Consider the following 23,907-nt stretch of genomic DNA (forward strand, 5'->3'; position numbering starts at 1 on the left):
GCGTCCTTTTTTCGAGCAGACCCCGATCAGGCCGCGGCCAGTTGGGGCCTGGGCTTGAGCAGCAGCTTGGCGAACAGTCGCGCGTACACCTGAACGGTCTTGAACTGCACGAACACCAGCGGCGCCATGAGCAGGTAAAACACCCATGATCCCGCGCCGACCAACTTGGGCATGACCAGGCCGAAGGTGAGGAAGAACATGCCGAAGACGAAGAAGGCCACGCCCGGGCAGATCAGCGCGAAGGCGCCCGCGTTGGACTTGGCGCCGCCCGCGTAGTCGGCAAAGTAGTTGAGCTTTTTCATCACGGCATAGCCGATCATGCCGAACAGCACCTGCAGCGACACGATCACCGCGGTAAACAGTAGCAGATCGGTGGGGTGATGGGCATTGCCGAACTGGTGCGACAGACCCATCGACCAGCGAATCCAGGTGATGCCCAGCAGGGTGAGAATGGGGATCAGAATCCAGAGACTGCCCGCGGCCTGCGGCGCGATGCCGTGGCGCAGAATCGCATCGAAGCCCAGCACCACCTTGATGACCAGCAGCAAAATCGCCGCGCTGGCGAAGAAGATCGACAGCACCATCGCGATGGCGTTGATCTCGCGGTGATGACTCATTGCGCCTGGTGCGGCGAGGCCGACGGCAATCATCGCCAGCGCGAAGATCGACACCATGGGTGCGAGCGAATTGTTCTCGGCGAAATCAAACTGCGCGTGCACGAACAACCGGGTGAAGTAGGCGCCCAGGATGCGCAGCGCATAAATGCCCACGGCGAGGAAGGCCGCGATCGCACCGGGATACATCCACTCGACCACCGACCAGAGATTGGGCACGAACACGGCGCCGAGCACGAAACACACATTGATGGTCATGGCCAGCGTGAGCGGCACCGCCATCAGGCTGATCTCGGCGTTGGAGGTGAGCAGCTTCTGATAGGCCGCGGTCTGGCGGAAGAGCCGGAACTCACGCAGGTTCCACGCCAGCAGCCAGAAATGCAGCGCAGCAAACAGCGCGATGGCGACCAGATCGATGCCGATCAGCGCCGAGACCAGAGGATTGTCACCAGCCGTCAGCGCGGGCCACAGATGGTTGAACGTCACCATCGGCGTGTCCGGGTGCGGCAGCAGAAACATGGGATAGATGAAAAACGACACCGAAAGCCCGCCAGCGCCCAGCGCGGCAAGGAAGTACATCGGTGAATAGCGCTCTCGAAGGTTGTTGACCAGCATGGGTAGCACTCCTGGGAGAAAGGGGAAGACAAGGCCTGCGATATCTGGATACTGCAGGTTGCAAAGAGTTACATCATACCCGGTGGAGTATATCCCTACACATATGCGTCATTTTTGATGAATCGCAATGCACTGAAAAATGTTTCCGAAAAATCAAGGCACTCCGACTGCGGCGGGCTTGGAGGCCTACCGCCGCAGAGCGATGGGAGCCAAGCGGCTCAAGCGGTTTCCGGGAAGAAAAACACCTCGCTGACCCAGAGCGCCGAGCCCCGGTAAACAAAGGATGACCGGCGCGCCCAATGCGGACCATCGCGCTGTGCCGCGTGCCGAACGCGGCACAGCGGGTGAGAAGCGCGCAGCAGTCGCACCCGCAGATCGCTGCGCCTTGTCTGCGCGCGGGTAAATACCGCATCACCCACCGGCTTGATGCCAAGGTGGCGCAGCAGCCGCCAAGGCCCACGCAGAGCGTCCAGACGGCAGACGCTGTGACCCAGCACTCTGGGCACGCCGTCGGCGATCAAGAGCACATCGCGGCGCCAGACCTTGCGACCTTGCGGCAATCCGAGCAGCGGGTATTCGTCGCGCAGCGCCCGCGCCGCCCCATGCCGCAGCAGCCGCAGCTCGAACTGCGTGCTGTGCTGGCGCAGCCTGCGGGTGAGCGAGCCCGCGTCGGTCAGCCAGCTCTCCAGCCCGCTGCGCCGCGCTGCGGGCCGTGCCGGTGGCCAGGTCTCTGAAGGGGGGGAGGCGATGCGACGGACGCGGTGCACAGGCATGGTCAACGAAATAACGGATCGCGCAAGGCGTCAAACGAGATGGCGGCCGAAGAAGGCCAGCGCGCGCTCGCGGGCGAGCTGGGCAGCTGCCGGGTCGTAGCTGGCCCGCGCGTCGCAGTTGAAGCCATGTTCGGCGTCGTAGACATAGAACTCGGCCGTGGGATTGGCGGCACGCACGGCTTCGCGGTCGGCCTCGGAGATATGGGCATCGCGCAGGCCGTAATGGAATTGCAGCGGCCCCTGCGCCTTTTCATTCACCAGTTGAACATTACGCCCGCCGTAATAGCTCACCGCGGGCAGGCCCAGTCGAATGGCGGCGAGGTAGGCGATGCTGCCCCCCCAGCAGTAACCGACGACCCCAACCTTGCCCGCCGACGCCACGGCTTGCGCTGCGGCCTGCACCGACGCCAGCGCGCGGTCGAAACCCAGCGCAGAAACCAGCGTCCGGCCCTTTTCCATGCCGGGCCCGTCATAGTTCAGTTCGACATCTTTTTCCAGTGTGTCGAACACGGCAGGCGCAATGGCGAGATAGCCCGCCGCAGCATACCCGTCGACCACGCTGCGAATGTGTGCGTTAACTCCGAAAATCTCCTGTACCACGACAACGCCCCCCTTGGGCTTGCCCGCAGGTTCGGCAAGATAGGCGCCGATGGTCTGGCCATCGGCCGTTTGCAAGGTCAGTTTCTTGTTGGGCATGAAAAGGCTCCTTCAGGGAATGTGAACAGAGGAATGCAAGGGTCCCGCATTTGGCCACGGAAGGGTTTGCGCTCCATCCGCTTCCAAACAACCAACCATTGTGCGGCTGAATACGCCCCGATGCAGCGCTCCCGGCCTTACCCTGATCTGGCGATGGCCCATGCCCTACAGCAGTTGCACACCGTCGAGATGCGTAGCGACGCTGTGGCGCGCCATCTCCACGAGATCGTGCACATAGGAACGCTGCGCCAGCTCACGTGGCACCGTGGCGTGAAGCTCACTCCACAGACCGCGCACCCCGATGCGCCGCGCGACCACATAGCCGCTGTCGATTGAGGGTTTGAGCGCCCAGTTGGGCAGCGCGGCAACGCCTCTGCGGCTGGCGACGAGTTGCAGAATGGCGATGGTCAGCTCAGCCGTGCGCCGCGCCAGTTGAATGCCCGCAGGCTGCAACACTTCGCGGATCAAGTCGATGTGCTCGTCGGGCGCGGGGTAGGTGATCAGGGTCTCGCCCTGCAGATCCTGGGCACGGACACTGCGTCGCGCGGCAAGCGCATGCCCCGGCGGCAACGCGAGAAGGATCTCGAAGCGAAACAGCGGCAGCGTGGCCCATGATCGCCCGGTGCCGCGCCGCGCGCCGATCACCACGTCGGCCTTGTCCTTGCTCAGCAGCGTCAGCGGGTCGCGATGGAACCCAGAGACCAGATCGATCTCGACGTCGGGCCAGCGCTGGCGAAAGGCATCGAGCACAGGCATCAGCCACTCGAAACAGGTGTGGCACTCCAGCACGAGCCGCAGCGAGCCCGAGGTATCGCCCTGAATCCTCTGGAGATCCCTCTCCGCAGCCGTTTGCGCCTCGATCATATGCCGGGCCAGCGCCAGCAGGCGCTCGCCCGCGGGGGTGAAACGCAATCCCCGCGCATCGCGGAGCATCAAGAGCATGCCGTAATGGTCTTCAAGGGCGCGCAACTGATGCGACAGCGCCGAAGGCGTGAGATGCACGGTCTGTGCAGCAGCGTTGATGCGGCCGGTCTCGGCGATGGCGAGGAGAGAGCGCAAATGGCGGAGTTCGAGCATGGCAGGTTCAAGCGTGAATTTCATTCAGCATAACGCGAAAAATCATCGCTTGATTCATGCCACGCCATCTCCGACACTGCCGCCCGATCCGTTCTGATGAAGGAAAACCGCCATGACCACCACCCATATCCTGGGCTATCCCCGCATCGGCCCGAAGCGCGAACTCAAGTTCGCCCTCGAAGCCTTCTGGCAAGGCAGGAAGACCGCCGCCGAGCTGCAGTCCACCGCCGCAGCGCTGCGCAGCAGCCAATGGCGTGCGCAGCGCGATGCCGGCATGCGGTTCGTCAGCGTGGGCGACTTTGCGCTGTATGACCACATGCTCGACACGGCAGCGCTGCTGGGCGCTTTGCCCGCGCGCTTCGGCTTCGATGCCCCAACCCTCAGCCTGCAGCAGTCCTTCGAGCTGTCCCGAGGTAACGCCGCGCAGCCCGCGATGGAGATGACCAAGTGGTTCGACACCAATTACCACTATCTCGTCCCCGAGCTCGACGCGCAGACTTCGTTCGAGCGTGGCACGCAGAACCTGCTCGACCGCGTGCGGGAGGCGCTGGCGGCCGGTTACAAGCCCAAGCCCGTGCTGGTCGGGCCGCTGACCTTTCTCTGGCTGTCCAAATCGCACCAGAGCGAATTCGACCGCCTCAGCCTGGCCCCGGCGTTGAGCGCAGCCTATGCCCGCGTGCTCGCGCAGCTGGCCGAACTGGGCGTGGAATGGGTGCAGCTCGACGAACCCGCGCTCACCCTCGAACTCGACACGCCGTGGCGCGACGCCCTGCCGGTGCTCTATGGCGCGATTCCTGCCCAGCATGGCGCGGCGCGACCTCGGCTGTTGCTGACCACGTATTTCGCTTCGGTGACCCTCGCGCCCGCCACGCTAGCCACGTTGCCGGTTGACGGTGTGCATCTCGACCTGGTGCGGGCACCCGAGCAAATCGCCACCTGGCGCGACGCGCTGCCGCCGCAGTGGGTGCTGTCGGCCGGCATCATCGATGGCCGCAATGTGTGGCGTACCGACCTGGCCGCCGCCTTGCAGTCTCTGCGCCCGCTGCAAGCCGCTCTGGGAGAGCGGTTGTGGATCGCCCCTTCGTGCTCGCTGCTGCACGTGCCGGTGAGCCTGGGTGCAGAAGACGGCGCCGACGCAAGGCTCAACCCGGAAGTGCGCCCCTGGCTGGCTTTCGCCGAGGAGAAACTCGCCGAACTGGCCACCTTGGCGACCGCGCTCGACCAGGGAGAGGCCGCCGTCGCAGCGGCGTTGCAGGCGAACGCGACCGCGCTTGCTGCGCGGCGCGCCTGTCCGCGGGTGACCTTGCCCCAGGTGCGCAGGCGCGTGCAGTCTTTGACCGAAGCCGATGCCCGGCGCGCCTCGCCCTATCCGGCGCGCAGCGCCGTGCAGCGTGAGCGCCTGCACCTGCCCGTTTTGCCGACCACGACCATAGGCTCGTTTCCGCAGACCGCAGACATACGCGCCGCTCGCGCCGCCTGGCGGCGTGGCGAGTTGCGGCACACCGACTATCTGCAAAAAATGCGCGACGAGATCGCCGCAGTCATCCACAAACAGGAAGTCATCGGCCTCGACGTGCTGGTGCACGGCGAGCCCGAGCGCAACGACATGGTGGAGTTCTTCGGCGAGCAACTTTGGGGCTACACCTTCAGCGCCCACGGCTGGGTGCAGAGTTATGGTTCGCGCTGCGTCAAGCCGCCGATCATCTGGGGCGATGTGTGGCGCCCTGAGCCGATGACGGTGGACACCGCCCGCTACGCGCAGTCGCTCTCGGCCAAGCCGGTCAAGGGCATGCTCACCGGGCCGATCACCCTGCTGCAATGGAGCTTTGTGCGCGACGACCTGCCGCGCGATGAGGTGGCGTTGCAACTGGCGCTGGCCGTGCGCGACGAGGTGAACGACCTGCAGAACGCCGACATCTCCATCATCCAGATCGACGAGCCCGCACTGCGCGAAGGTCTGCCGCTGCAGCGCAGCGCCTGGGCCGCCTACCTCGGCTGGGCGGTGCGCGCCTTCGGCGTGGCCGCCGGGGTGGCGCGCGACCACACGCAGATCCACACGCATATGTGCTATTCAGAGTTCAACGACATCCTGCCGTCGATCGCGGCGCTGGACGCCGATGTCATCACCATCGAAACCGCGCGCTCGAACATGGCCCTGCTCGACGGCTTTGGCGCCTTCGCCTACCCGAATGAAATCGGCCCCGGGGTGTACGACATACACTCGCCCCGCGTGCCCACTGCCGACGACATGGCACGCCTGCTGCGCCGCGCAGCTCAGCTCATCCCACCCGAGCGCCTGTGGGTCAACCCCGACTGCGGCCTGAAAACCCGCGCCTGGCCCGAGACCGAGTCGGCGCTGCGCCATATGGTGCGGGCCGCAAGCGAACTGCGCGAGGAACTGCGGGTGCAAGGCCACATCACCCCGCCAGCGGTGCAAGACCTCACTCAGCCCAGGCCGCGCAGCACCTGCTGCGCCACCGACTGCGCCTGAGCGGCATACCCGCCGCCGAACAGCAACGCATGGTTGAGCAGGTGATAGAGCTGATACACCGGGCGGCGACGGGCGTAGCCGGGGTGCAGCCCGCGACCGGCAGCGGCATAGGCCGACCAGAAGGCCGGGGGCGGCCCGCCGAACAGATCCATCATCGCCAGCTCGGCCTCAGCGTCGCCGATATACACCGCGGGGTCGAACACCACCGGCTCGCCCGAGGCCAGCATGCCCCAGTTGCCGCTCCACAGATCGCCGTGCAAAAGACTGGGCTGCGGCGCGTAACCATCGTCGAACAAGGCCGGCCAGCTTGCGATGACCTGATCCACGCCATCGCAAAGCGCGGCGCAGCCTGAGCCGGCCTGTCGCAGACGCGAGCACAGCGCCCCCAGGCGTTGGCAGTTGAAAAAGTCGATCCAGTCGCGGCACGGGCGGTTGCACTGGGGCGTGGCGCCGAGCCAGTTGTCGGCAGGCCAGCCGTAACGCGCCTCGCCCGGCAGCACAGGCACAGCGGCGGCATGCAGCGCCGCCATGACGCGCCCGAACCTCGCACCGAACCCGGCCGCGGGCGGCCGCAGATCCAGCCACTCCAGCCCCAGCAGGCTCAGGCCGCTTTCGGCGTCGGTGTGCAGCCACAGCACCTCGGGCACGCGCACGGTTCGCGTGGCTGCCAGGGCGCGCAGCCCCTGCACCTCGGCCTGCAGCAAAGCTCCCTCCGCACCGCCCGCCGATTTCAGAAACGCGCTGTCGCGTCCGTCGTCGATACGCCACACCGCACAGAAGCCGCTGGACGCCAGCGCGTTGGCCCGCCAGGCTCGGCCCGTTGCGCGCTCGAGAGCCGCTTCGAGACGGCGAGCGCCTTGGTGATGGGCTGTATTCATGGTTCTCAATCAGGGCATGCCTGCTCGCGACGGATTGACGACTTGGCCTCAACCTTGCGCATCAAGCAGGAAATCACATCTGGATCGGTTTACATTGTGAACTATGCTCGTTTCGCATTCGGCCTAGGAGTCTGTCGGGCTCGGGGCGCGGATGGCGAAAAAGGGGCATGTGGATGCCATGTGGCGGCGGCTTTGCTGTCCCATTTTGCAGCCCGCGATCCTCAAGCCCGACAGACTCCTAGCTCGACTTTGCATCAACCCATGCTGCCCTCCGAGATCTTTCAGTCCTGTATCGACGACGCCATTCAGCGCTCCGACGAGCTGATGCGCTCGGTCGTGCGACAGGTCATCGAAGCCCTGGAGCAGCAGGCCGAAAACGCCGGATCGGGGCGGGACCGGCAGCAGTTTTCCGACATGAGCCACGCGCTGCGGCAGAACGAGGGGCCGCTCATACGCGCCTTCGTCGAGCGCTTTCATCAAGTGCTCGATGAGGAGATCCGCGGCCAGAAGCCGCTGTCACCCAGCGAGCTTCAGCTCGAAGCCCTCAGTCTGGTGGACGAGTCCGATCTGGAGGAGGGGGTGGAAGTCTCGCGGCTCACGCACATGCTCGAATCGGAGGCGCAGTGGGAGGTGCGCGACCTGGGGGCGCGGCTCGACAGCCTGCGCGCCGGCGAGCATGCCGCGCCGCAGTCCAACCCGCTGCGGCCCGAGGTCTTCAGCAAATCGCTGCACCATGCGCTCGGCGTGGTCGACCTCGATGCCGAAGAGCGCCTGGGCTTGCTGCGCGCTTTCGGCAAAGGCATGTCGGCGGCGTTGAAAGACACTTACGCGCTCTACAACAAGCGTCTGGCGGAGATGAAGGTCGAACCCGCGCAGTACCGGCAGCCTCGCCGCGCGGCGGCCCGCCCCGCTTTGGGCGCTGGAGATGGGTCGACCGCAGCTGCGGCTGCTCCTGGCGGTGCGGAGCTGAACCTCGAAGCCCTGCAGCAGATGCTTGCTGGGCGGGGCGGCATGGCGCAAGTTGGTCAGGCCGAGGGGTTTGCGCCATCGGGGTTCGGTCCGTCGAGTTTCGGGCCGTCGGGATTCGCGCCATCAGGCTTCGGCCCGTCGGTCTTCGGTCAGGCCTATGGGCTCAACCCCCAGTTGCGCGACGCGCTCGACCGCCTGCTGTTGACCGACCGCCTCGGCCTGCGTGAAGTGAACTGGCGCGATGAACCGGGCGCCGACGCCGCGGCGGTCAACCTCATCGAGCGCCATCGGCAGAGCCTGTACGAAGTGGCCAACCGCCCGCTGGAGCGGCTCACCATCGACGTGGTCTCGCTGCTGTTCGATCACATTCTGGCCGATCCCAAGCTGCTGCCTGCGGTCAAGGCGCAGCTCGCCCGGTTGCAGATTCCGGTGCTGCGTCTGGGTCTGCGCGATGCCAGCCTGTTCAGCTCGCGCAACCACCCCACGCGCAAGCTGCTCAACCGGGTGGCCGAATACAGCGCGGGCTTCTCCAGTGTCGATGAGCCCGCAGCCCAGCGTTTTCTGCCCTTTCTCTCGCGCATGGTCGAGGCGATCGTCAATGCCGAGGAGGAAGATGCCTCGGTCTTCGCGCAACAACTCGCCGACCTGCAGCGCCACATAGCCGAAAGCGCCGCGGCGGTCGAGCAGCAGCAGGCCGACGCCGTGGACGCGCTGCGCCGCGCCGAATTCCGCAGCCTGCTGCACGGCGCGCTCTACCGGCATCTGCACGATGTCTTCGCCCGTCTGCACACCCACCCGCAGTTGCGCGAGTTCATGCTCGAACACTGGTCGACGGTGCTGGCCGAGTCGGTGCTCAGGCATGGTGAAGATGCCGACGTCACCCAGACCTACAAACAGACCGCCAGCGATCTGATCTGGAGTGTGCAGCCCAAGACCCTCGATGCCGACCGCAAGGCCCTGCTGAAACTGCTTCCCATCCTGGTGCAGCGCCTGGGCCAGGGGCTCGACCTGATCTCGCTGCCCACAGACAAGCGCCAGGAGTTCATGTCCTGGCTGATGGACGCGCAGGCCCAGGCGATACGCGGTCAGGGCGAGGCGCAGCAGGCCACCTCGCGTGACGATGCCCTGCTGCTGCAGCGCGAGTGGGCGCGCCTGCTGCATCCGCAACCCACCGCCAACGCAGCCAGCGCCATGCCCGAGGCCGTGGTGCGTCATGAGGAAAAGCTCACCAGCGGGCTGATCGAGGCTGCCGACGTTCCGGCCGAGTCCGCGCCGCCTTCGGCAACCGCCCCCGCCGATTCGCAGCAGGGCCCGGCCAGCGCGCCTCCGGGCGAGGCGGCGCTGCTCTCGCCCGCCGAAGTGGCGGGGCTGATCGCCTCGCTCGACATCGGCACCTGGGTGCAGCTGCAGATTCAGGGACGCAGCGCCCGCGCCCAACTGACCTGGCGCAGCCCGCAAGGCCTGTTCTACATGTTTTCGAGCAAGGTCGGCGGCCGGGCGCACTCCATGACACGGCGCGCGCTCGAACGCATGGCGGCGCAAGGCCTCATCCTGCCGCTGGAAGCGCAAGGCCTGATGGATCGCGCCATGCAGGGCGTGGCAGAACAACTGCGCGAACGCCAGGGCGCCGAGCCCGGCTGAGTCGGGCAGGTCGCCTCAACCGACCTGCCGCGCCAGTGCGGCGCAGCGCTTACACCTGCAAACACCTTCAAACGACCTGCTTCGATATATTGCTGCAAACATTCCGCATGAGCGCCCAAGGCGCCATGCTCGTTCATGTTCATGCGAAAACATAGGAGCCATTGATGCAGCGTCGTATTTTGTTGAAACTTTCCCTCACCGCCGCCCTGGGCAGCATCAGCGGCCTGAGCGCCGTGAGTGCTGCCGCCGCCGAGCCGGTGTTGTCCGTGGCGTACGCGGGCTCCATGGGCGCCTTGATGGACAAGGCGCTGGGCCCGACCATCGCCAGGCAGGAGCATGTGCAGTACCAAGGCAAGGGTGCGGGCGCGTATGGTCTGGCTCACCTGATCGCCGCCAAGCAGATCAACCCGGACGTCTTCGTCTCGATCACCCCCGGCCCCATCGAAGTGCTGCAAAAGGCCGGGCTGATCGACACCGCCGTCCCCGTGGCCAGTACGCAGATGGTCATCGCCTACAGCGACAAGAGCAAATTCGCTGCGGACTTCAAGGCAGCCGCGGCGGGCAAGGTTCCCTGGTACGAGGTGCTGCAAAAGCCCGGCCTCCTGTTCGGCCGCACCGATCCCAAGACCGACCCGCAGGGCCGCAACATTGTGTTCACCATGCTGCTGGCCGAGCAGTATTACAAGCAGCCGGGTCTGGCCGACAAGATTCTGGGCCCGGTCGAGAACAAGCAGCAGATCTTCACCGAGCCTTCGCTGCTGTCGCGCCTGGAATCAGGACAACTCGACGCCACGTCCGGCTATCTGAGCGCCGTGATCTCGCACAAGCTGCCCTACATCAAGCTGCCCGAACAGATCAATCTGAGTGATCCGGGCATGATCCAGGACTGGTACAGCAAGGTCCACTTCAACATTACCCTGCCCGACGGCAAGACCGATACCCTGTCCACCCAGCCGCTGGTGTTCTATGCCGCCGTCCTGAAGAACGCACCCAACCCCAAGGCGGGCGCCGCTTTCGTCAAGCTCATGACCAGTGCCGAGGGTCAGGCGCTGTTCAAGCACTACGGCTACAGCGCGCCCAAGGGAGGCGATCTGCACCCCTGAGCGAATTCGCCAGCGTGGACACGGGGGCCCCGCCCGCACCATCGGCTGCGGCGACAATGTCGCCATGCCCATGAGCCCTCTCGACACGGTCGCTGCTCCGCTTGCCACTCACCCGCACGGCGCGCTGAATGCAAGGCGCGCCTGGGGCATCGCCGGGCTCGGGCTGGCTGGGCTGCTTTTTCTGAGCCTGCCCTTTCTCGGGCTTTTCTTGAGCACGCCCTGGCCGCGCCTGCACCTGCAGTCGGGCGACCTCGACGCCGTCTGGGTGTCGGTGAGCTACTCCCTCATCGCCGTGGCTGCCGTGGTGGTGTTCACCACGCCGGTGGCCTGGTGGCTGGCGCGGCACGACTTCCGCGGCAAGTGGTTCGTCGAGATGCTGGTGTTGCTGCCCTTGCTCACGCCTCCGCTGGCCATGGGCCTGCTGCTGGCGATGAGTTACGGGCCTTACAGCTGGCTGGGCCAGCCTCTGGGACATCTGGGCCTGAGCCTGACCAACACGCCTGCCGCCTTTCTGCTCGCCCAGGTCTATGGCAGCGCGCCGTATTACATCGTCGCGGCGCGATCGGCCTTCGAAGGCGTACCGCGCGAGCTGGAGCAGATTTCGCTTACTCTCGGGCAGTCGCCCTGGCGCACATTCTGGCGCATCACCGTACCGCTCGCCGGGCTGGGGCTGGCCGCGGGTGTGGCGCTGGCGTGGGTGCGGGCCTTGGGCGAGTTCGGCATCGTGCTGATCGTGGCCTACTACCCCCAGGGCATTCCGGTGAAGCTGTGGGTGAACTTGCAGGACACGGGCCTGCAGGCGGTCTATCCGCTGCTGTGGCTGTTTTTCCTCATCGGACTGCCTCTGCCCTTGCTGCTGGGCGCATGGTCCAGGCGCGCGCAGAGAGGGCATTGAGCCATGAGTCTGCCGGTCAGCCTTCGGGTGCGTCAACCGATTTCGCTCGACGTCGACTTCGAGGTGCGCGGGTTCACCGCGCTGCTGGGCGCCAGCGGCGAAGGCAAGTCCACCGTGTTGAAGGCGCTGGCGGGGCTGATTCCCAGTCAGGGCACACCGTTCGGCAACCTGCCGCCGCAACAGCGCCCCGTAGGTTATCTGCCGCAGGGCTATGCCCTGTTTCCGCACCTTCGCGCCTGGGAAAACGTGGCCTATGCCTGGGGCGGGCGACTGCTGGCGCGGCGAGATGTGGCGGTCGATCTGCTGCAATCGGTCGGCCTGGGTCAGCAAGCGGAGCTGCGGCCCTCGCAGCTCTCAGGTGGACAGCAGCAACGCGTGGCGCTGGCGAGGGCGCTGGCCCGTCATCCCCAGGTGCTGCTGCTCGACGAGCCAACCTCGGCGCTCGACGCCAATACCCGCGACGACGTTCTGGCCGAACTGGTCTCGCGCATGCACGAGCTGGGCATTCCGGCGCTGGCGGCCACGCACGACGCCAGCCTTGCGGCCATGTCCGACTGGGTGGTTCTGCTCTCTGACCGTCGCGTCATCCAGCAGGGGCCACCGGCCGAGGTGTTCGCGCATCCGGCCTCGGCCGCCGCGGCGGCGCTGCTCGGCGTGCGTAACCGCTTTTCGGGCCAGGTGGTGCAACACGCACCCGAGCGCGGCCTCACGCTGCTGCACTGGGCGCAGGCCGACCATTCCCTCTGGGTGCCCTTGCTGCCTTCGAGCAACATTGGCGATGGGGTCGACTGGGCCGTTTCCCCCGACGATGTGCGCCTGCCCTCGATCAAGCCGGGCCAATCGGCAGGTTCGGAAAACCCGTTGAGTTGCCAGGTCGAACACAGCGTGGTGCAAGGCGCCAGCGCCCTGCTCGCCCTGCGCTGCGGGCAGGCGCGGCTTTGGCTGCGGGCGCCGCTGCGGCTGATCACGCATTTAGGCCTGCATGTCGGCTCCGAGGTCACGGTACAGGCCCGGCCCGAGCATCTGCTGTGCTGGCCGCGAGCGAGCGATTAAGGTTCGCGCAGCAGCTTCTGCAGCACCTCCAGATCGGGCTGGATGGCGCGCAGCGCCTTGCGCTCCATGCGGCGATAGATCGAAAGCACCTCACGCCCCAGAGGGGTCAACTGGGCACCGCCGCCGCCTGCGCCGCCTTTGGAGGCTTCGACCAAGGGCTCTTTATAGGCCTGATTCACACTGTGGATCAGCAGCCAGGCCCGCCGGTAGCTCATGTCGAGCGACCTTCCGGCGGCGGAAATCGAGCCCGTGCGCTCAAGCGCTTCGAGCAGCGCGGCCTTGCCCGGGCCGAGCGCCACGCCTTGTTTGATCTGAAGTCGGACACGCGTCGAGTCGATGCTTTGCGCCTCGGTCGATGTCGGCGACCCGTCGGTCATTCCAGTCTTGTTCATAGGCGTAGCGTAGCGCCTGGCCTTGCCTTCGGGTAGGCCGTTGATGCACGCTTTTGCCCGACTTGCACCCGCGTTGGCAACAACTCTAAGAGGCTTTTTTGAGCAGTGCCAGTCCCTCGGGCACGTTCACCAGGGTCTGCACCACGTCGAGGCCGTAGCGCTCGCCCATGCCGAGAGCGATCTGCAGCGGCAGGCCGTCGCTTTGCCGCAGCCAGATGCGCAGGGTGGCGCTGCTCTGCTCGCTGCGGGCATCGAGCAGCACACAGGCGATTTCCTGCCCCTGCCAGCGCAGCGAGACCGGTTTCGGCACGACACGCGCAGTCTGCACCTTGTTGTTGATGAGCAGCGGCACGGTGAAGGGCTGCGAAGGCAGCGGCCGCTGCAGATAGCCCCAGCTCAGGGTCAGCGGATCGGTGAGTCCCCCTGGCGCCATTGCCGACTGCAGCTTGGCGGAGGACGCACTCTGGCTACCTGACGAAACCAGCATGCGGCCCTGTTCGATCTGCATCCGGGTGGCCGGGTCGTCTCCGCGCTGGTTGCTCGCGGCGAGCAGTTCGGGCACACCCCGGCGCACCTCGCCGCTGGCGCTGCGCACCCAGTGGAGCCTGCGCAACAGTGCGGCGAGCACACCGCGCGGCGAAAGCGTGCTGTCGATGCGGTAAGAGCCGTTGCCGTCGCTCGGCCAGGAGACCTTGTCCTGCGCCGTGGCGATGCCTTCCTGGCCGCCGAGCAAGGCCAGCAGTTGAGCGCCGCGCGCATCGCTGCCCTGGCCGTCGGCTTCGAGACGTACCTGCCATTGCGCCGTCAGGCTTGCATCCGCCCCGGCCTCTTGCGCCATGGCGGGATGCGGTTGAGCCAGCAGGCCAGCAGCGAGCAGCGGTGCCACGAGCAGCATCAGGCGCCAGCGGGCCCGGAAGCTGAGTAAGGGTATGGGGAGAGCGTTCATGACCGCACAACGCATGGCGAGTCTTGCTGGCCGACATGGGGATGGCCATAAAACACTATTTTGTGTTGAAAACACAAAAATAAGTCATTTTATTTATTTTATTGACTTGCCTAGCATCATCGCATGTCTTCACTGGTCGTGGTGCACATCATGTCATCCTGGAAACCGCTCAACCGCCTGCACTCTCCCGTCGAACTGGTGCGTCAGTTCACGCCCAACTGGTTCACCGTCAATATGGGCACGGGCATCACCTTCCTGCTGCTCGCCCAGTTTCCGGCGCACATCACGGGTCTGCACGCACTGGCTTACGGGCTTTTCATCGTAGATGCCGTCCTGTTCGCGGTGTTCATGGGTCTTTTCACCGCGCGTTGGGTCTTTTTCACCCAGGATGCGATGCCTCTTCTGCGCCATCCGGTGCAGTCCATGTTTCTGGGTGCGATTCCGATGGCGCTCATCCCGCTGGTCAATGGGCTGGTGCTGTTCTACCCAGCCCAGCCGCTTGCTGCGCAGTGGGCCCTGCACCTGTGGTGGATCGACGCCGCGCTCTCTCTGCTCACCGGCTGGCTGGTGCCCTGGTATCAATTCACTGCCCAGGATCACAGCCTGGACCGCATGACGGGCGTGTGGCTGCTGCCGGTCGTCCCGGCGGAAGTGGCGGCATCGAGCGCCGGTTATCTGGCGCAGCACCTGCCCGCCGCGCAGGCCCAGTCGCTGGTCGTGGCCGGCTATGCCCTCTGGGGCATGTCGGTGCCGATCGCCATGGGCATCCTGACCGTGCTCTACCTTCGCCTCGCGCTGCACAAACTTCCGCCCAAGGAACTGGGTGTCTCGACCTGGCTGAGCCTGGGCCCCATCGGCACGGGCGCGTTCGCCCTGCTCACCTTGGGCGCCGCCGCGCCACAGGCCTTTGTCGGCACCATCATGGCACCCGTGGCCAATCTGGCGGGGCCGCTGGGCGTGATCGGGGCGCTGATCCTCTGGGGGCTGGGGCTGTGGTGGCTGGCCACGGCCATTGTGCTCACGGCCATTCAGGTGCGCCGCGGCCTGCCCTTCAACCTCGGCTGGTGGGGATTCACCTTCCCGGTGGGGGTCTATACCGCCGCCAGTCTGACACTGGGGTTGCGCACGGGCATGCCGTTCTTCACGGCGTTCGCCGCCATGCTGATCGTCGCTCTGGCGGGCGCCTGCACGGTGGTCGCCGTCCGCAGCGCCCACGGTCTCTGGCACGGCCATCTGGTGCAGGCGCCCTGCCTGCGCAGTGCCGAACTGGTCACGGCCCAGGCGACGTCGAGCCGCTGAATCTACGCGAACGACAACGCCCGCGCGAAGCGGGCGTTGTCGTTGCGTATCGACCTGACCAGGGACACCATGCGCCCCGAGCCCCGCAGCCTCAGTCTGCCGCGTAGATGTCGCGGTCTTTGGTTTCAGGCAGGAAGAGCAGGCCGATGATGAAGGTGCCCGCAGCCACGATGACCGGATACCACAGGCCGTAGTAGATGTTGCCGTTCTGCGCCACCAGGGCAAAGGAGATGGTGGGCAGCAGTCCGCCGAACCAGCCATTGCCGATGTGATAGGGCAGGCTCATCGAGGTGTAGCGGATGCGGGTGGGGAACAGCTCCACCAGCGCGGCGGCGATGGGGCCGTACACCATGGTGACGAAGATCACCAGCAGTGCCAGGATGGCTACCACCATGAGCGTGTTCATCTGCGCCGGATCGGCCTTGGCCGGGTAGCCCGCAGCCTTGAGCGCGGCGCCGATTTCTTTCTTCAGCGCGGCTTCCTTGGCCTTGAACTCGTCGGGCGGAAGATCCTTAGCGCCGACCACGGTGATGGTCTTGTCGCCGATCTGGATCACGGCCGGTCCGGCGCCGTTCTTGGTCTCATAGTTGGCCGAGTTGGCCGCCAGCATCTGCTTGGCGATGTCGCACGACGAGGTGAACTTTGCCGTGCCGGTGGGGTTGAACTGGAAGGTGCACTGTGACGGGTCGGCCGTGAGCGTCACCGGCGAGTTCTGCACCGCCTGATACAGCGCCGGGTTGGCGTAATGCGTCAGCGCCTTGAACAGCGGGAAGTAGGTCAGCGCCGCGATCAGGCAGCCCGCCAGGATGATGGGCTTGCGGCCGATCTTGTCGGAAAGCGCACCGAACACGATGAAAAAGGGCGTGCCGATCAGCAAAGCGGCTGCGATGAGCAGGTTGGCCGTGACGGCATCGACCTTGAGCGTCTGCGTCAGGAAGAACAGGGCGTAGAACTGGCCCGTGTACCAGACCACCGCCTGACCGGCGACCAGGCCGAGCAGCGCCAGGATGACGTACTTCAGGTTGCCCCAGCGGGCGAAGGCTTCGGTCAACGGCGCCTTGGACGACTTGCCCTCGGCCTTCATCTTGACGAAGGCCGGAGACTCGTTGAGCTTCAAGCGAATCCACACCGAGATGCCCAGCAGCAGGATGGACACGAGGAAAGGCACGCGCCAGCCCCAGGCGTTGAACACCTCTTCACCCAGCAGGGTGCGCGTGCCCAGAATCACCAGCAGCGACAGGAACAGGCCCAGTGTCGCGGTGGTCTGGATCCAGGCAGTGTAAGCGCCGCGCTTGCCATGGGGCGCATGCTCGGCCACGTAGGTGGCCGCGCCGCCATACTCCCCGCCCAGCGCCAGACCTTGCAGCAACCGCAGCACGATGAGAATCACCGGCGCGGCCGCACCGATGGCCGCGTAGTTGGGCAGCACGCCGACGATGAAGGTCGACATCCCCATGATCAGGATGGTGACCAGAAAGGTGTACTTGCGCCCGATCATGTCGCCCAGGCGGCCGAACACCAGGGCGCCGAACGGACGCACGATGAAGCCGGCCGCGAAGGCCAGCAGCGCGAAGATGAAGGCCGAACCGGCGTCGAGCCCGGCGAAGAACTGCTTGGCGATGATGGCCGCCAGCGAACCGTACAAATAGAAGTCGTACCACTCGAATACCGTGCCGAGCGAGGAGGCGAAGATCACCTTTTTCTCGCCGGACGACATGGGGCGCGCCGCTGCGCCCATCGTGATGGAAGCCATGCTCAAGTCTCCTGTGTGTGGACATGGGCGTGGCGCTGCCCCGCAACGCTACGCATCAGCCTCGCCGCGGTGAATTGTTACCGCACGTCACGAGGATGACGGATTGTTTTCACGGTAACTGACCGCGCGCTGACAACGACGCCGATCAAAATTGAGGGAAATCACTTAGCTGCATCGCAGCAATTCTGTCTCCCTGCTGCTTTGCAACATGATCGGAGGCCCAAAGCCTCGGAAGATGGATGATTGTTGCATTGCACAAACCCAACTTCCCGCCAACGCGGAGCACAAAAAAACCGGCCCGCAGGCCGGTTTTTTCCAGGAGAACCGCTCAGCCGGGAAGACCCACGGTCGGATTGCCCAGGTTGGTCCACTCGTTCATCGAGTTGGCGTACAGCTTGCTGTTCTTGTTGCCCATGATCTCGTGCACCACGAACCACGCACCCGACGCCAGGTGGCCAGTGTTGCAGTAGGTGGTGGTGGGCGCATTGTCCATGATGTTGTACACGCCGAAGATGTGCTTGTAGTCGGCGGCCGTCATGAAACGGGTCACCCCGTCCTTGGTCTGGACGATGGCGTCGGTCGGGAAGGATTTGGCGCCAGGCAGATGACCGGCCGACTTGTCGATGCCCTTCTTGAATATGCCGAGATATTGCTGGGTCGGACGCGCGTCGATGAACTGCTCGGAGCCGCTTTTCAGACCAGCCTTGACCTGATCGATGGTAGCCAGGATCGCGTTGTCCTCACCCGTGGCCTTCCAGTCGCCCGCCGCCTTCGGCGCCGGCGCGGTGCTCACCTTGTAGCCGGCGTTGAGCCAGGCTGCCGTGCCGCCATTGAGAATTGCCACCTGGTCGGCGGGTTCGCCGAAATAGCGCAACTGGAAATACAGCCGGGTGCCCATGTCCATCGGCGCCAGGCCCTCACCCTCGGGCACGATGACAATGGGCTTGCCGGCGTTGAGTCCGGCCTTGTCCATGGCGGCGGTGAAAAAGTCCGCCGTGGGCATCAGGGCCTTGAGCTTGACGCCATCTTCCACGCGCGTCTGGCGGATATCGCCGAAGTCCACCATGATCGAACCCGGCACATGCCCGCCGACTTTCATCACAGCGTTGTTCTTGCCCATCTGGGGCTGGGAAGTGAACATCTTGGCGGGGTTGTCGCCGATGGTCACGACGGTGACTTCATTCAGGTGCGCCTTGAGCCACTGCGGCGTGACCAGCGGGCCGGGCACGTTGGCGGCGAAGGCAGCATGGGCAGCACCCAGTCCGATGGCTGCTGCGATCAGGGTTTTGGCAAGTTTCATTTGGCTCCTCACAAGGTTGGGACATTCGCCGATTTCAACGATCAGCGATAGGTTCGGCTCTGCTGCCCTTCGGGTCGCAGGGCGCTGCATCGTCCGCCGCACGGCACTGAGCTGTGCGGCGGTACGCATTCGGCGGGTGATGCGCGGTACGCGCAGTGCAGCGGCGCGCGCTGCGAAAAGTCTCCACACTCAGTCTTGTTGTGATCTGCGCCCCGGCCTTGGGGAAACCACGGCGCGCTCCCTGCTCAACGGGGCGGCGTCATCCGGCGGTACAACCGAATCACGCCTGGCCAAGCTTCACGGCAACGAGGAGCAAAACTTGGATGGCTGCACTTTATGCAGATGAAAGGGTGGAAACTAGGGCCAGTATGTATCAACTGTGACCTGGCGTTTCCAAGACACGCAGCCCTGCCCGGTTTTGCAGGGCGTGAAGCAATTCACGCTTTTGCCGAGGCGAGCGTAAAGCGACCCGCACAATCCTCGCGCCCGCGCTCACCTGATTTTTAAAGTACCGTCATGCGCAGTTCGAAGCTTCGTTCAGCGCCACGTTCAATCGGTCCACCCCCGACAAAACAAGGAAACACCATGGGACTGCTCGCCTGGCTGCGACGGCATGACGCCGGCCTTTTCCCCGCCACCGATACCCACCTCGCCCCGGACATCGATCCGCACGAGGATCTGTTTGAAGGCCTCTATCTCGGCCAGGCGGTGCAGGGCCACCTCGCCTGGAAGAAGCGGCTCAAGGGCATCGTGCTCGAAGGCCGACAGGATGACGCGGATATCTCTCAGGTTGCATCCGACGATCTGTGCGCGCTCGGCCAATGGCTGCATGGCCATGCCAGACAGCGCTACGGCAGATTGCCCCAGTACGCGCGCCTGCGCAAAATCCACGCCGAGTTTCATCTGACCGCAGGCAAAGTACTGCTTTACAGCAGCAACGGCCAACGCGACGAGGCCGAAAAGATGCTGCGTGGCGCGTTCAGCGCCCTTTCAGACCAGGTTCAACTCGAACTGGTGAGGTTCTACGCTAGCGTTCAGCCAAACTGAGGAAGCCCGAGGAATGTAAAAAATCTGTCGGCAAGGCAGGAACGCCGTAGGGATTTGCCAAGTTTTCCCGCAAAATCCAGGACGCGTGTGCGGTATTCGCGCACCTCCCCACCCCTACCAAGGAGCACCGTATGTCGCTGATGCAAGATTTCAAAGCCTTCGCCATGAAAGGCAACGTCGTCGATCTGGCCGTTGCCGTGATCATCGGTGGCGCGTTCGGCAAGATCGTCGAATCCCTCGTGAACGACATCATCATGCCCATCGTTGGCGCGCTGATTGGCAAGCTGGACTTCTCCAACCTGTTCCTGGTGCTGGGCAAGGTACCCGAGGGCACCGAGATGACCCTGGCGGCGGTGAAAAAAGCCGGCGTACCGGTGCTGGCGTACGGCAGCTTCATCACCGTGTCGGTGAACTTCCTCATTCTGGCCTTCATCATTTTCATGATGGTGCGCATGATCTCCAAGCTCAAGCACGCTGAGCCGCCTGCGCCGCCCGCCCCGACGCCGGAAGACACCCTGCTGCTGCGCGAAATCCGCGACGCGCTGAAGAAGTAAGAGTAAGCCCCCAAGCCCGACAGGCTCTTAGGTCACCCCTGGTTTGATTCACTCGATCCGGGGCAGCTCCACCCAGAAGGTGGCGCCTTGCCCTGGCGTGGACTGCACCCCGGCGGTGCCGCCGTGTTTCTCCGCCACCAGACGCACGTAGTAGAGACCCAGGCCGGTACTGCCGGAGTGCGAGCCGGCTTCATCGCCGCCACGGCTGAAGCGCTGAAAGAGGCGCTCTACCTGCGCCTCGCTCAATCCCGGCCCCTGATCGCGAACCCAGAAACGCACCGCCCGCGGCGTGAGCGCCGCGCCGATGGTGACCACGGCCTGGGCGGGGCTGTGCTGCACGGCATTGCGCAGCAGATTGGTGACCAGCCGCTCCAGCGCGTCGAAGTCGCCGCGCACCCAGATGGGCTCGTCGGGCAAGGAACGCTCGAAGCGCACACCCTGGGCCAAGGCCTCGTCGTAGGCGAAGTCAGCCGCCTGGTGCAGCACGGCGCCGAGGTCGAGTTCGACCAGCTCTGAGACTTCGATCGACTGCGCCCGCGAGAGATTGAGAAAGCCCTGGGCCAGATCGTGGGCGCGCCGCAACTGCCCCAGCAGCCGTAAGCGCCCTGCCTCGTCGAGCGTGCCGGACTGCAATTGCTGCACCGCCCCGGCCAGGGGCGCGCGCACGTCGTGGCTGATGAAGGCCAGCGCATCATCTCGTCGGGCCTGCAGATTGCGCAGACGGCGCTGCGCCGACTGCACCTCCAGAATGCGCCCCTCGAAGCTCAACCGACGTCGCGCCTGCTCCGCGTCGTCCGCGCCCGAATCACGACCGGCTTGACGCAACTGGCGCAGTTCCCCATCCAGATGGCGTCGCGCCGCTTCCAGCCTTCGCCAGCCCCACAGCGGATAGGACGACAGCGCGGCGATCAAGGCCCCTTGCGGCGCGAACCACCAGCCCGACAGCAGCGGTAATGCGGCTGAAGCCGCGACCAGCGTCACGATCCAGGCAACGCTTGCCAGCAGGCCCGTCAGCGGCATCAGCCGAGGCAGCCAGAGCAGCGGGGCGAGCGCGAGCAGGGCGGTGAGCAGCAGGCGCCAGCCCGGCGCAACGGGACGGATCAGAGTGCCGTCGCGCAGGGCGAGCAGGGTGTTGGCCAGAACCTCGACGCCGGGCATGGGCGCGCCCTGCGCGGTGACGGGCGTGGCGAGAAAATCGCCCAGACCCGCGGCGGTCGCGCCGATCAGCACCACCTTGCCCCGCAAGGCGCCATGAGGAATGGCCCCGTCGAGCACCGCGCTGGCCGACAACCGCGGCACCGTGCCGCTCGGCCCGACAAAACGCAACAATCGCCTGTCGGCGCCGACCAGTGCGTAGGGCTGGCGAGGCGGCAGGCTGGACTGCGCAGGGCGCGGCACGGTGCCGCGCACGGGCTCGTGGGCGAGGCCGAGCAGGGTCTGCGCCATCAGCGGCCAGACCGGGGCTCCCACGCCTTCCCAGAGATCGACGCTGCGCGCTACCCCATCGCTGTCCAGGCGCACGCCCACGCGGCCCAGGCCCGCCGCGGCGGTGGCCAGCGCCGGAATCGGCAGAGCTTCGACATACTGCCCGCCGCTGCGCAGGCTGTCGATCACCACGGGCAGGGCCACGCGGCCACATCGCCTCAAAGCCTGCGCCAGCGCGGCATTGCCTGCCGAATCGTCCCCCGTCTCGGTGAAGGCGACGTCAAGGCCGACCGCCGCGGCCCCGGCATGACACACGGCCTCGACCAGTCGGGCGTCGGAGGCGCGAGGCCAGGGCCAGGCGCCGATGCGATCGAGGCTTTGCTGATCGATGGCGACGATGACCACGCCCTGCGGCGTTGTCACCGGCTGCAAGCGCTGTCCCAGATCGAACACCGCATGGTCGATGCGCTGCAGCCACCCGCCCACACTCAGGCCGAGCGCCAGAATCAGCAGCAAGACTGCGACGAGAACGACGTCTTTCCAGGGCTGCCACGGCGGCTCGCCAGGTCGAGAGGCCTTGGTCGGCCCCCTTTGGGCCGCGGCCTTCTCGTGCAGACTCGGAGTGGTTCCCACGAGGCCCGTGCCTCAGAGCGCCGGCAAAAGCGGAATCAGAAGCAGCCAGAGGTAGGGATAGCGCGGCGGCACGTCGATGACCTGCACCACGGGCGGCCCCTGCGTGCCGTCGCTGTCGTCCACCAAATGCGCGCCCAGATAGCGCTTGCCCGAAGCCGGTCGGGGCAGCGAGATCGCGCCTCCCGAGGTCTGCGCCTGCGCCAGCGCCGGTTGCAGACTGGCGTGATCGGAGAGGGTCAGGGCGTAATGTTGTCCGGCGGGCGCGGGGGGCAGATCGAGCAGCAGATGGTCGCGGTCGAAGCGCATGGCGGCCTTCGACAGATCGGCAGGGCCCGGGCCAGGCAGGTAGCGGAAGGTCTGCGCCAGGCCCCACGGCCCTTGACGGCCCTCGGCATCGAGGCTGGCCGCGCGCCAGCGCAGCTCGCTCGGGGGCAGGTCGGCCGGAGGCGTCCAGCTATCGCCCTCGACGACGACATCGAACAACGGCTTGGCGAAATCGGCACCTGCTGCGATCTGAAGATGGGTTCGCGTCACCTCCACGACCTGCGACCAACGCAGCGCGGGCCGCGCCACGCGCACGGTACCGTCAGCGGCGGGGGCCGTCAGCATGGGGAAGAAGGGCCGCGCGAAAACGGTGAACGCATGCTTCGCGTCCAGGCCCTGCAGGCCGTTGGTATCGACCGCACGCACCGTCAAGACATAGCGGCCATTGGGCAGGTCGGCGATGTTGAGCGCATCGCCCTTGCTGGTTTTCTGCACCAGGATCTGCGCCGCGTCGCCCTCGGGCGAGACCTGCCCGAACCAGGCCACCGCGCCAGTCTGCGCGGGCAGGGTGAAGCGCAGCGGGAGCTGCTCGAACAAGCTCGGCAGGCCCGAGACATCGGGCGCGGCCAGCAGCGGTACCGGCGGCAGGGGCGGCTGACCCTGCCGCGCCAGCGAGCCCTGCCCGGCATCGACCCTTACCTGGGTACCAGCCGCCTGCAGGGCGACGGCGCCACCCAGGGTTTCTTCGCGGGTGATGCGGGCGTCCGCCGCGACGCGGAACTCGGTGCCCCGCACCACGGCCTGCGCCGATGGAGTGAGGATGCGCAGGTTCTGATTCGGCAGCTGGCGCGGGTTGTCGCGAATCTCCACCTGGCCTTGCTGCAGCCGCAGCCGGGTGTCGGCCATCAGCCCGTCAGCGTAGAGACTGAGGGTATCGAGCGCGAGCTCGCTGCCCGGTTGCAAGGTCAGACGGGTGCCATTGGCCAGTTCAATCACGGCGTTGCTCCCCTCGGGCGCCTGCACCTGCGATCCGGCCGCGAGCATCTGCCCGGCCTCGGCCACCTGCCAGACACCCTGCGCCTGAGCACGCCAGAGCACCTTGCCGAACACCTGAGCTAACCGCGCCGACGACGGCTGCTGGCGCAACAGATTGGCGGGTATGCGCAGCACCGTGCCTGGCGGAATCCGGCGGTCGTGGGCGATGCCGTTGTCGCGCTGGATCAGCGGCCACTGCGCCGGGTCACGCAGATACTTCCGACCCAGACCGATCAGGTTGTCGCCGGGCCGCACGGTGTATCGCCATACCGGCTCCTGAGCATCGGCCGAGGCCGCGAAGAGGGCTGAGGTCGTCGCTGCCGGTGTCGGCATCTGCGCCCGAGCCAGTGCGGGCGAAAGCGCCAGCAGAAGAAGGCTCAAGGCTTTCGCCAGACGGCGCGAGGGCATCGGTCTCGAAATCGCATCGGGTTCTATCGGGGCGGTCATGGCACTG

At 65.8% G+C, this 23,907-nt stretch carries 19 protein-coding genes; 8 read left to right on the forward strand and 11 right to left on the reverse strand.

Going from position 1 to position 23,907, the window contains the following annotated elements:
• Window positions 1-26: 26 nt before the first annotated feature.
• The 4 genes from ASC45_RS12225 to ASC45_RS12240 all read right to left on the reverse strand — a co-directional run bounded on the left by ASC45_RS12225 (window position 27) and on the right by ASC45_RS12240 (window position 3,775).
• Window positions 27-1,229 (reverse strand): TsoY family (seleno)protein, encoded by a 1,203-nt coding sequence (locus tag ASC45_RS12225; protein ID WP_055451322.1) that lies wholly within the window; start codon window positions 1,227-1,229, stop codon window positions 27-29.
• A 218-nt stretch (window positions 1,230-1,447) separates the two neighbouring features.
• Complete coding sequence (locus tag ASC45_RS12230; RefSeq protein ID WP_055451323.1) at window positions 1,448-2,002, reverse strand: chorismate--pyruvate lyase family protein; 555 nt, start codon at window positions 2,000-2,002, stop codon at window positions 1,448-1,450.
• Between the two features lie 30 nt (window positions 2,003-2,032).
• Window positions 2,033-2,698: a dienelactone hydrolase family protein gene (locus ASC45_RS12235; protein WP_055451324.1), complete on the reverse strand. Its 666-nt coding sequence runs from the start codon at window positions 2,696-2,698 to the stop codon at window positions 2,033-2,035.
• A gap of 165 nt (window positions 2,699-2,863) precedes the next feature.
• The gene (locus tag ASC45_RS12240) at window positions 2,864-3,775 is read right to left on the reverse strand and encodes a LysR family transcriptional regulator (protein ID WP_055451398.1); all 912 of its coding nucleotides are present in this window, start codon (window positions 3,773-3,775) and stop codon (window positions 2,864-2,866) included.
• Window positions 3,776-3,887: 112 nt separating this feature from the next.
• Here ASC45_RS12240 and metE point away from each other — a divergent pair, with 112 nt between their 5' ends.
• On the forward strand, window positions 3,888-6,266 hold the full coding sequence (metE, locus tag ASC45_RS12245; RefSeq protein WP_055451325.1) for a 5-methyltetrahydropteroyltriglutamate--homocysteine S-methyltransferase: 2,379 nt from the start codon (window positions 3,888-3,890) through the stop codon (window positions 6,264-6,266).
• Here the strand turns inward: metE and ASC45_RS12250 are convergent.
• Complete coding sequence (locus ASC45_RS12250) at window positions 6,221-7,144, reverse strand: fructosamine kinase family protein (protein ID WP_055451326.1); 924 nt, start codon at window positions 7,142-7,144, stop codon at window positions 6,221-6,223. The genes metE and ASC45_RS12250 overlap by 46 nt on opposite strands.
• 261 nt (window positions 7,145-7,405) lie before the next feature.
• Here ASC45_RS12250 and ASC45_RS12255 point away from each other — a divergent pair, with 261 nt between their 5' ends.
• The 4 genes from ASC45_RS12255 to ASC45_RS12270 all read left to right on the forward strand — a co-directional run bounded on the left by ASC45_RS12255 (window position 7,406) and on the right by ASC45_RS12270 (window position 12,805).
• Window positions 7,406-9,754: a DUF1631 family protein gene (locus ASC45_RS12255; RefSeq protein WP_055451327.1), complete on the forward strand. Its 2,349-nt coding sequence runs from the start codon at window positions 7,406-7,408 to the stop codon at window positions 9,752-9,754.
• A 164-nt stretch (window positions 9,755-9,918) separates the two neighbouring features.
• On the forward strand, window positions 9,919-10,857 hold the full coding sequence (locus ASC45_RS12260) for an extracellular solute-binding protein (RefSeq protein ID WP_055451328.1): 939 nt from the start codon (window positions 9,919-9,921) through the stop codon (window positions 10,855-10,857).
• A 64-nt stretch (window positions 10,858-10,921) separates the two neighbouring features.
• Window positions 10,922-11,752: an ABC transporter permease gene (locus ASC45_RS12265; protein ID WP_055451329.1), complete on the forward strand. Its 831-nt coding sequence runs from the start codon at window positions 10,922-10,924 to the stop codon at window positions 11,750-11,752.
• Between the two features lie 3 nt (window positions 11,753-11,755).
• Entirely contained in the window at window positions 11,756-12,805 is a 1,050-nt protein-coding gene (locus ASC45_RS12270) for an ABC transporter ATP-binding protein (RefSeq protein WP_055451330.1), read from the forward strand.
• Here ASC45_RS12270 and ASC45_RS12275 read toward each other — a convergent pair.
• Both ASC45_RS12275 and ASC45_RS12280 read right to left on the reverse strand, forming a co-directional pair.
• The gene (locus tag ASC45_RS12275) at window positions 12,802-13,197 is read right to left on the reverse strand and encodes a winged helix-turn-helix domain-containing protein (RefSeq protein WP_055451331.1); all 396 of its coding nucleotides are present in this window, start codon (window positions 13,195-13,197) and stop codon (window positions 12,802-12,804) included. The genes ASC45_RS12270 and ASC45_RS12275 overlap by 4 nt on opposite strands.
• Before the next feature lie 85 nt (window positions 13,198-13,282).
• Window positions 13,283-14,143, reverse strand: coding sequence for a hypothetical protein (locus tag ASC45_RS12280; RefSeq protein WP_055451332.1), 861 nt, complete (start codon window positions 14,141-14,143; stop codon window positions 13,283-13,285).
• Between the two features lie 123 nt (window positions 14,144-14,266).
• Between ASC45_RS12280 and ASC45_RS12285 the strand changes: the two genes are divergently transcribed.
• On the forward strand, window positions 14,267-15,442 hold the full coding sequence (locus ASC45_RS12285; protein ID WP_245610053.1) for a TDT family transporter: 1,176 nt from the start codon (window positions 14,267-14,269) through the stop codon (window positions 15,440-15,442).
• A gap of 91 nt (window positions 15,443-15,533) precedes the next feature.
• Here ASC45_RS12285 and ASC45_RS12290 read toward each other — a convergent pair whose 3' ends face one another.
• Entirely contained in the window at window positions 15,534-17,195 is a 1,662-nt protein-coding gene (locus ASC45_RS12290) for an MFS transporter (RefSeq protein WP_055451333.1), read from the reverse strand.
• A 328-nt stretch (window positions 17,196-17,523) separates the two neighbouring features.
• Complete coding sequence (locus ASC45_RS12295; RefSeq protein WP_055451334.1) at window positions 17,524-18,495, reverse strand: sulfurtransferase; 972 nt, start codon at window positions 18,493-18,495, stop codon at window positions 17,524-17,526.
• Window positions 18,496-19,011: 516 nt separating this feature from the next.
• Here ASC45_RS12295 and ASC45_RS12300 point away from each other — a divergent pair.
• Complete coding sequence (locus tag ASC45_RS12300; RefSeq protein WP_245610054.1) at window positions 19,012-19,542, forward strand: CZB domain-containing protein; 531 nt, start codon at window positions 19,012-19,014, stop codon at window positions 19,540-19,542.
• A gap of 131 nt (window positions 19,543-19,673) precedes the next feature.
• Window positions 19,674-20,096, forward strand: a complete 423-nt coding sequence (gene mscL, locus ASC45_RS12305) for a large conductance mechanosensitive channel protein MscL (protein WP_055451336.1) — start codon at window positions 19,674-19,676, stop codon at window positions 20,094-20,096.
• A gap of 48 nt (window positions 20,097-20,144) precedes the next feature.
• Here the strand turns inward: mscL and ASC45_RS12310 are convergent, their stop codons facing one another.
• Together ASC45_RS12310 and ASC45_RS12315 are read right to left on the reverse strand one after the other, a co-directional pair.
• Window positions 20,145-22,154 (reverse strand): CHASE2 domain-containing protein, encoded by a 2,010-nt coding sequence (locus tag ASC45_RS12310; RefSeq protein WP_082454394.1) that lies wholly within the window; start codon window positions 22,152-22,154, stop codon window positions 20,145-20,147.
• A 12-nt stretch (window positions 22,155-22,166) separates the two neighbouring features.
• On the reverse strand, window positions 22,167-23,900 hold the full coding sequence (locus tag ASC45_RS12315; protein WP_055451337.1) for a FecR family protein: 1,734 nt from the start codon (window positions 23,898-23,900) through the stop codon (window positions 22,167-22,169).
• Window positions 23,901-23,907 lie beyond the last annotated feature (7 nt).

Origin of the sequence: Thiomonas bhubaneswarensis, from assembly GCF_001418255.1 — a bacterium.
Taxonomy (GTDB): domain Bacteria; phylum Pseudomonadota; class Gammaproteobacteria; order Burkholderiales; family Burkholderiaceae_C; genus Thiomonas; species Thiomonas bhubaneswarensis.

What these genes read in the sequence shown, in the direction of transcription:
- ASC45_RS12225 (WP_055451322.1), bottom strand. Translation starts at nt 1,229, where the DNA reads ATGCTGGTCAACAACCTTCGAGAGCGCTATTCACCGATGTACTTCCTT.
- ASC45_RS12230 (WP_055451323.1), bottom strand. Translation starts at nt 2,002, where the DNA reads ATGCCTGTGCACCGCGTCCGTCGCATCGCCTCCCCCCCTTCAGAGACC.
- ASC45_RS12235 (WP_055451324.1), bottom strand. Translation starts at nt 2,698, where the DNA reads ATGCCCAACAAGAAACTGACCTTGCAAACGGCCGATGGCCAGACCATC.
- ASC45_RS12240 (WP_055451398.1), bottom strand. Translation starts at nt 3,775, where the DNA reads ATGCTCGAACTCCGCCATTTGCGCTCTCTCCTCGCCATCGCCGAGACC.
- metE (WP_055451325.1), top strand. Translation starts at nt 3,888, where the DNA reads ATGACCACCACCCATATCCTGGGCTATCCCCGCATCGGCCCGAAGCGC.
- ASC45_RS12250 (WP_055451326.1), bottom strand. Translation starts at nt 7,144, where the DNA reads ATGAATACAGCCCATCACCAAGGCGCTCGCCGTCTCGAAGCGGCTCTC.
- ASC45_RS12255 (WP_055451327.1), top strand. Translation starts at nt 7,406, where the DNA reads ATGCTGCCCTCCGAGATCTTTCAGTCCTGTATCGACGACGCCATTCAG.
- ASC45_RS12260 (WP_055451328.1), top strand. Translation starts at nt 9,919, where the DNA reads ATGCAGCGTCGTATTTTGTTGAAACTTTCCCTCACCGCCGCCCTGGGC.
- ASC45_RS12265 (WP_055451329.1), top strand. Translation starts at nt 10,922, where the DNA reads ATGCCCATGAGCCCTCTCGACACGGTCGCTGCTCCGCTTGCCACTCAC.
- ASC45_RS12270 (WP_055451330.1), top strand. Translation starts at nt 11,756, where the DNA reads ATGAGTCTGCCGGTCAGCCTTCGGGTGCGTCAACCGATTTCGCTCGAC.
- ASC45_RS12275 (WP_055451331.1), bottom strand. Translation starts at nt 13,197, where the DNA reads ATGAACAAGACTGGAATGACCGACGGGTCGCCGACATCGACCGAGGCG.
- ASC45_RS12280 (WP_055451332.1), bottom strand. Translation starts at nt 14,143, where the DNA reads ATGAACGCTCTCCCCATACCCTTACTCAGCTTCCGGGCCCGCTGGCGC.
- ASC45_RS12285 (WP_245610053.1), top strand. Translation starts at nt 14,267, where the DNA reads ATGTCTTCACTGGTCGTGGTGCACATCATGTCATCCTGGAAACCGCTC.
- ASC45_RS12290 (WP_055451333.1), bottom strand. Translation starts at nt 17,195, where the DNA reads ATGGCTTCCATCACGATGGGCGCAGCGGCGCGCCCCATGTCGTCCGGC.
- ASC45_RS12295 (WP_055451334.1), bottom strand. Translation starts at nt 18,495, where the DNA reads ATGAAACTTGCCAAAACCCTGATCGCAGCAGCCATCGGACTGGGTGCT.
- ASC45_RS12300 (WP_245610054.1), top strand. Translation starts at nt 19,012, where the DNA reads ATGCGCAGTTCGAAGCTTCGTTCAGCGCCACGTTCAATCGGTCCACCC.
- mscL (WP_055451336.1), top strand. Translation starts at nt 19,674, where the DNA reads ATGTCGCTGATGCAAGATTTCAAAGCCTTCGCCATGAAAGGCAACGTC.
- ASC45_RS12315 (WP_055451337.1), bottom strand. Translation starts at nt 23,900, where the DNA reads ATGACCGCCCCGATAGAACCCGATGCGATTTCGAGACCGATGCCCTCG.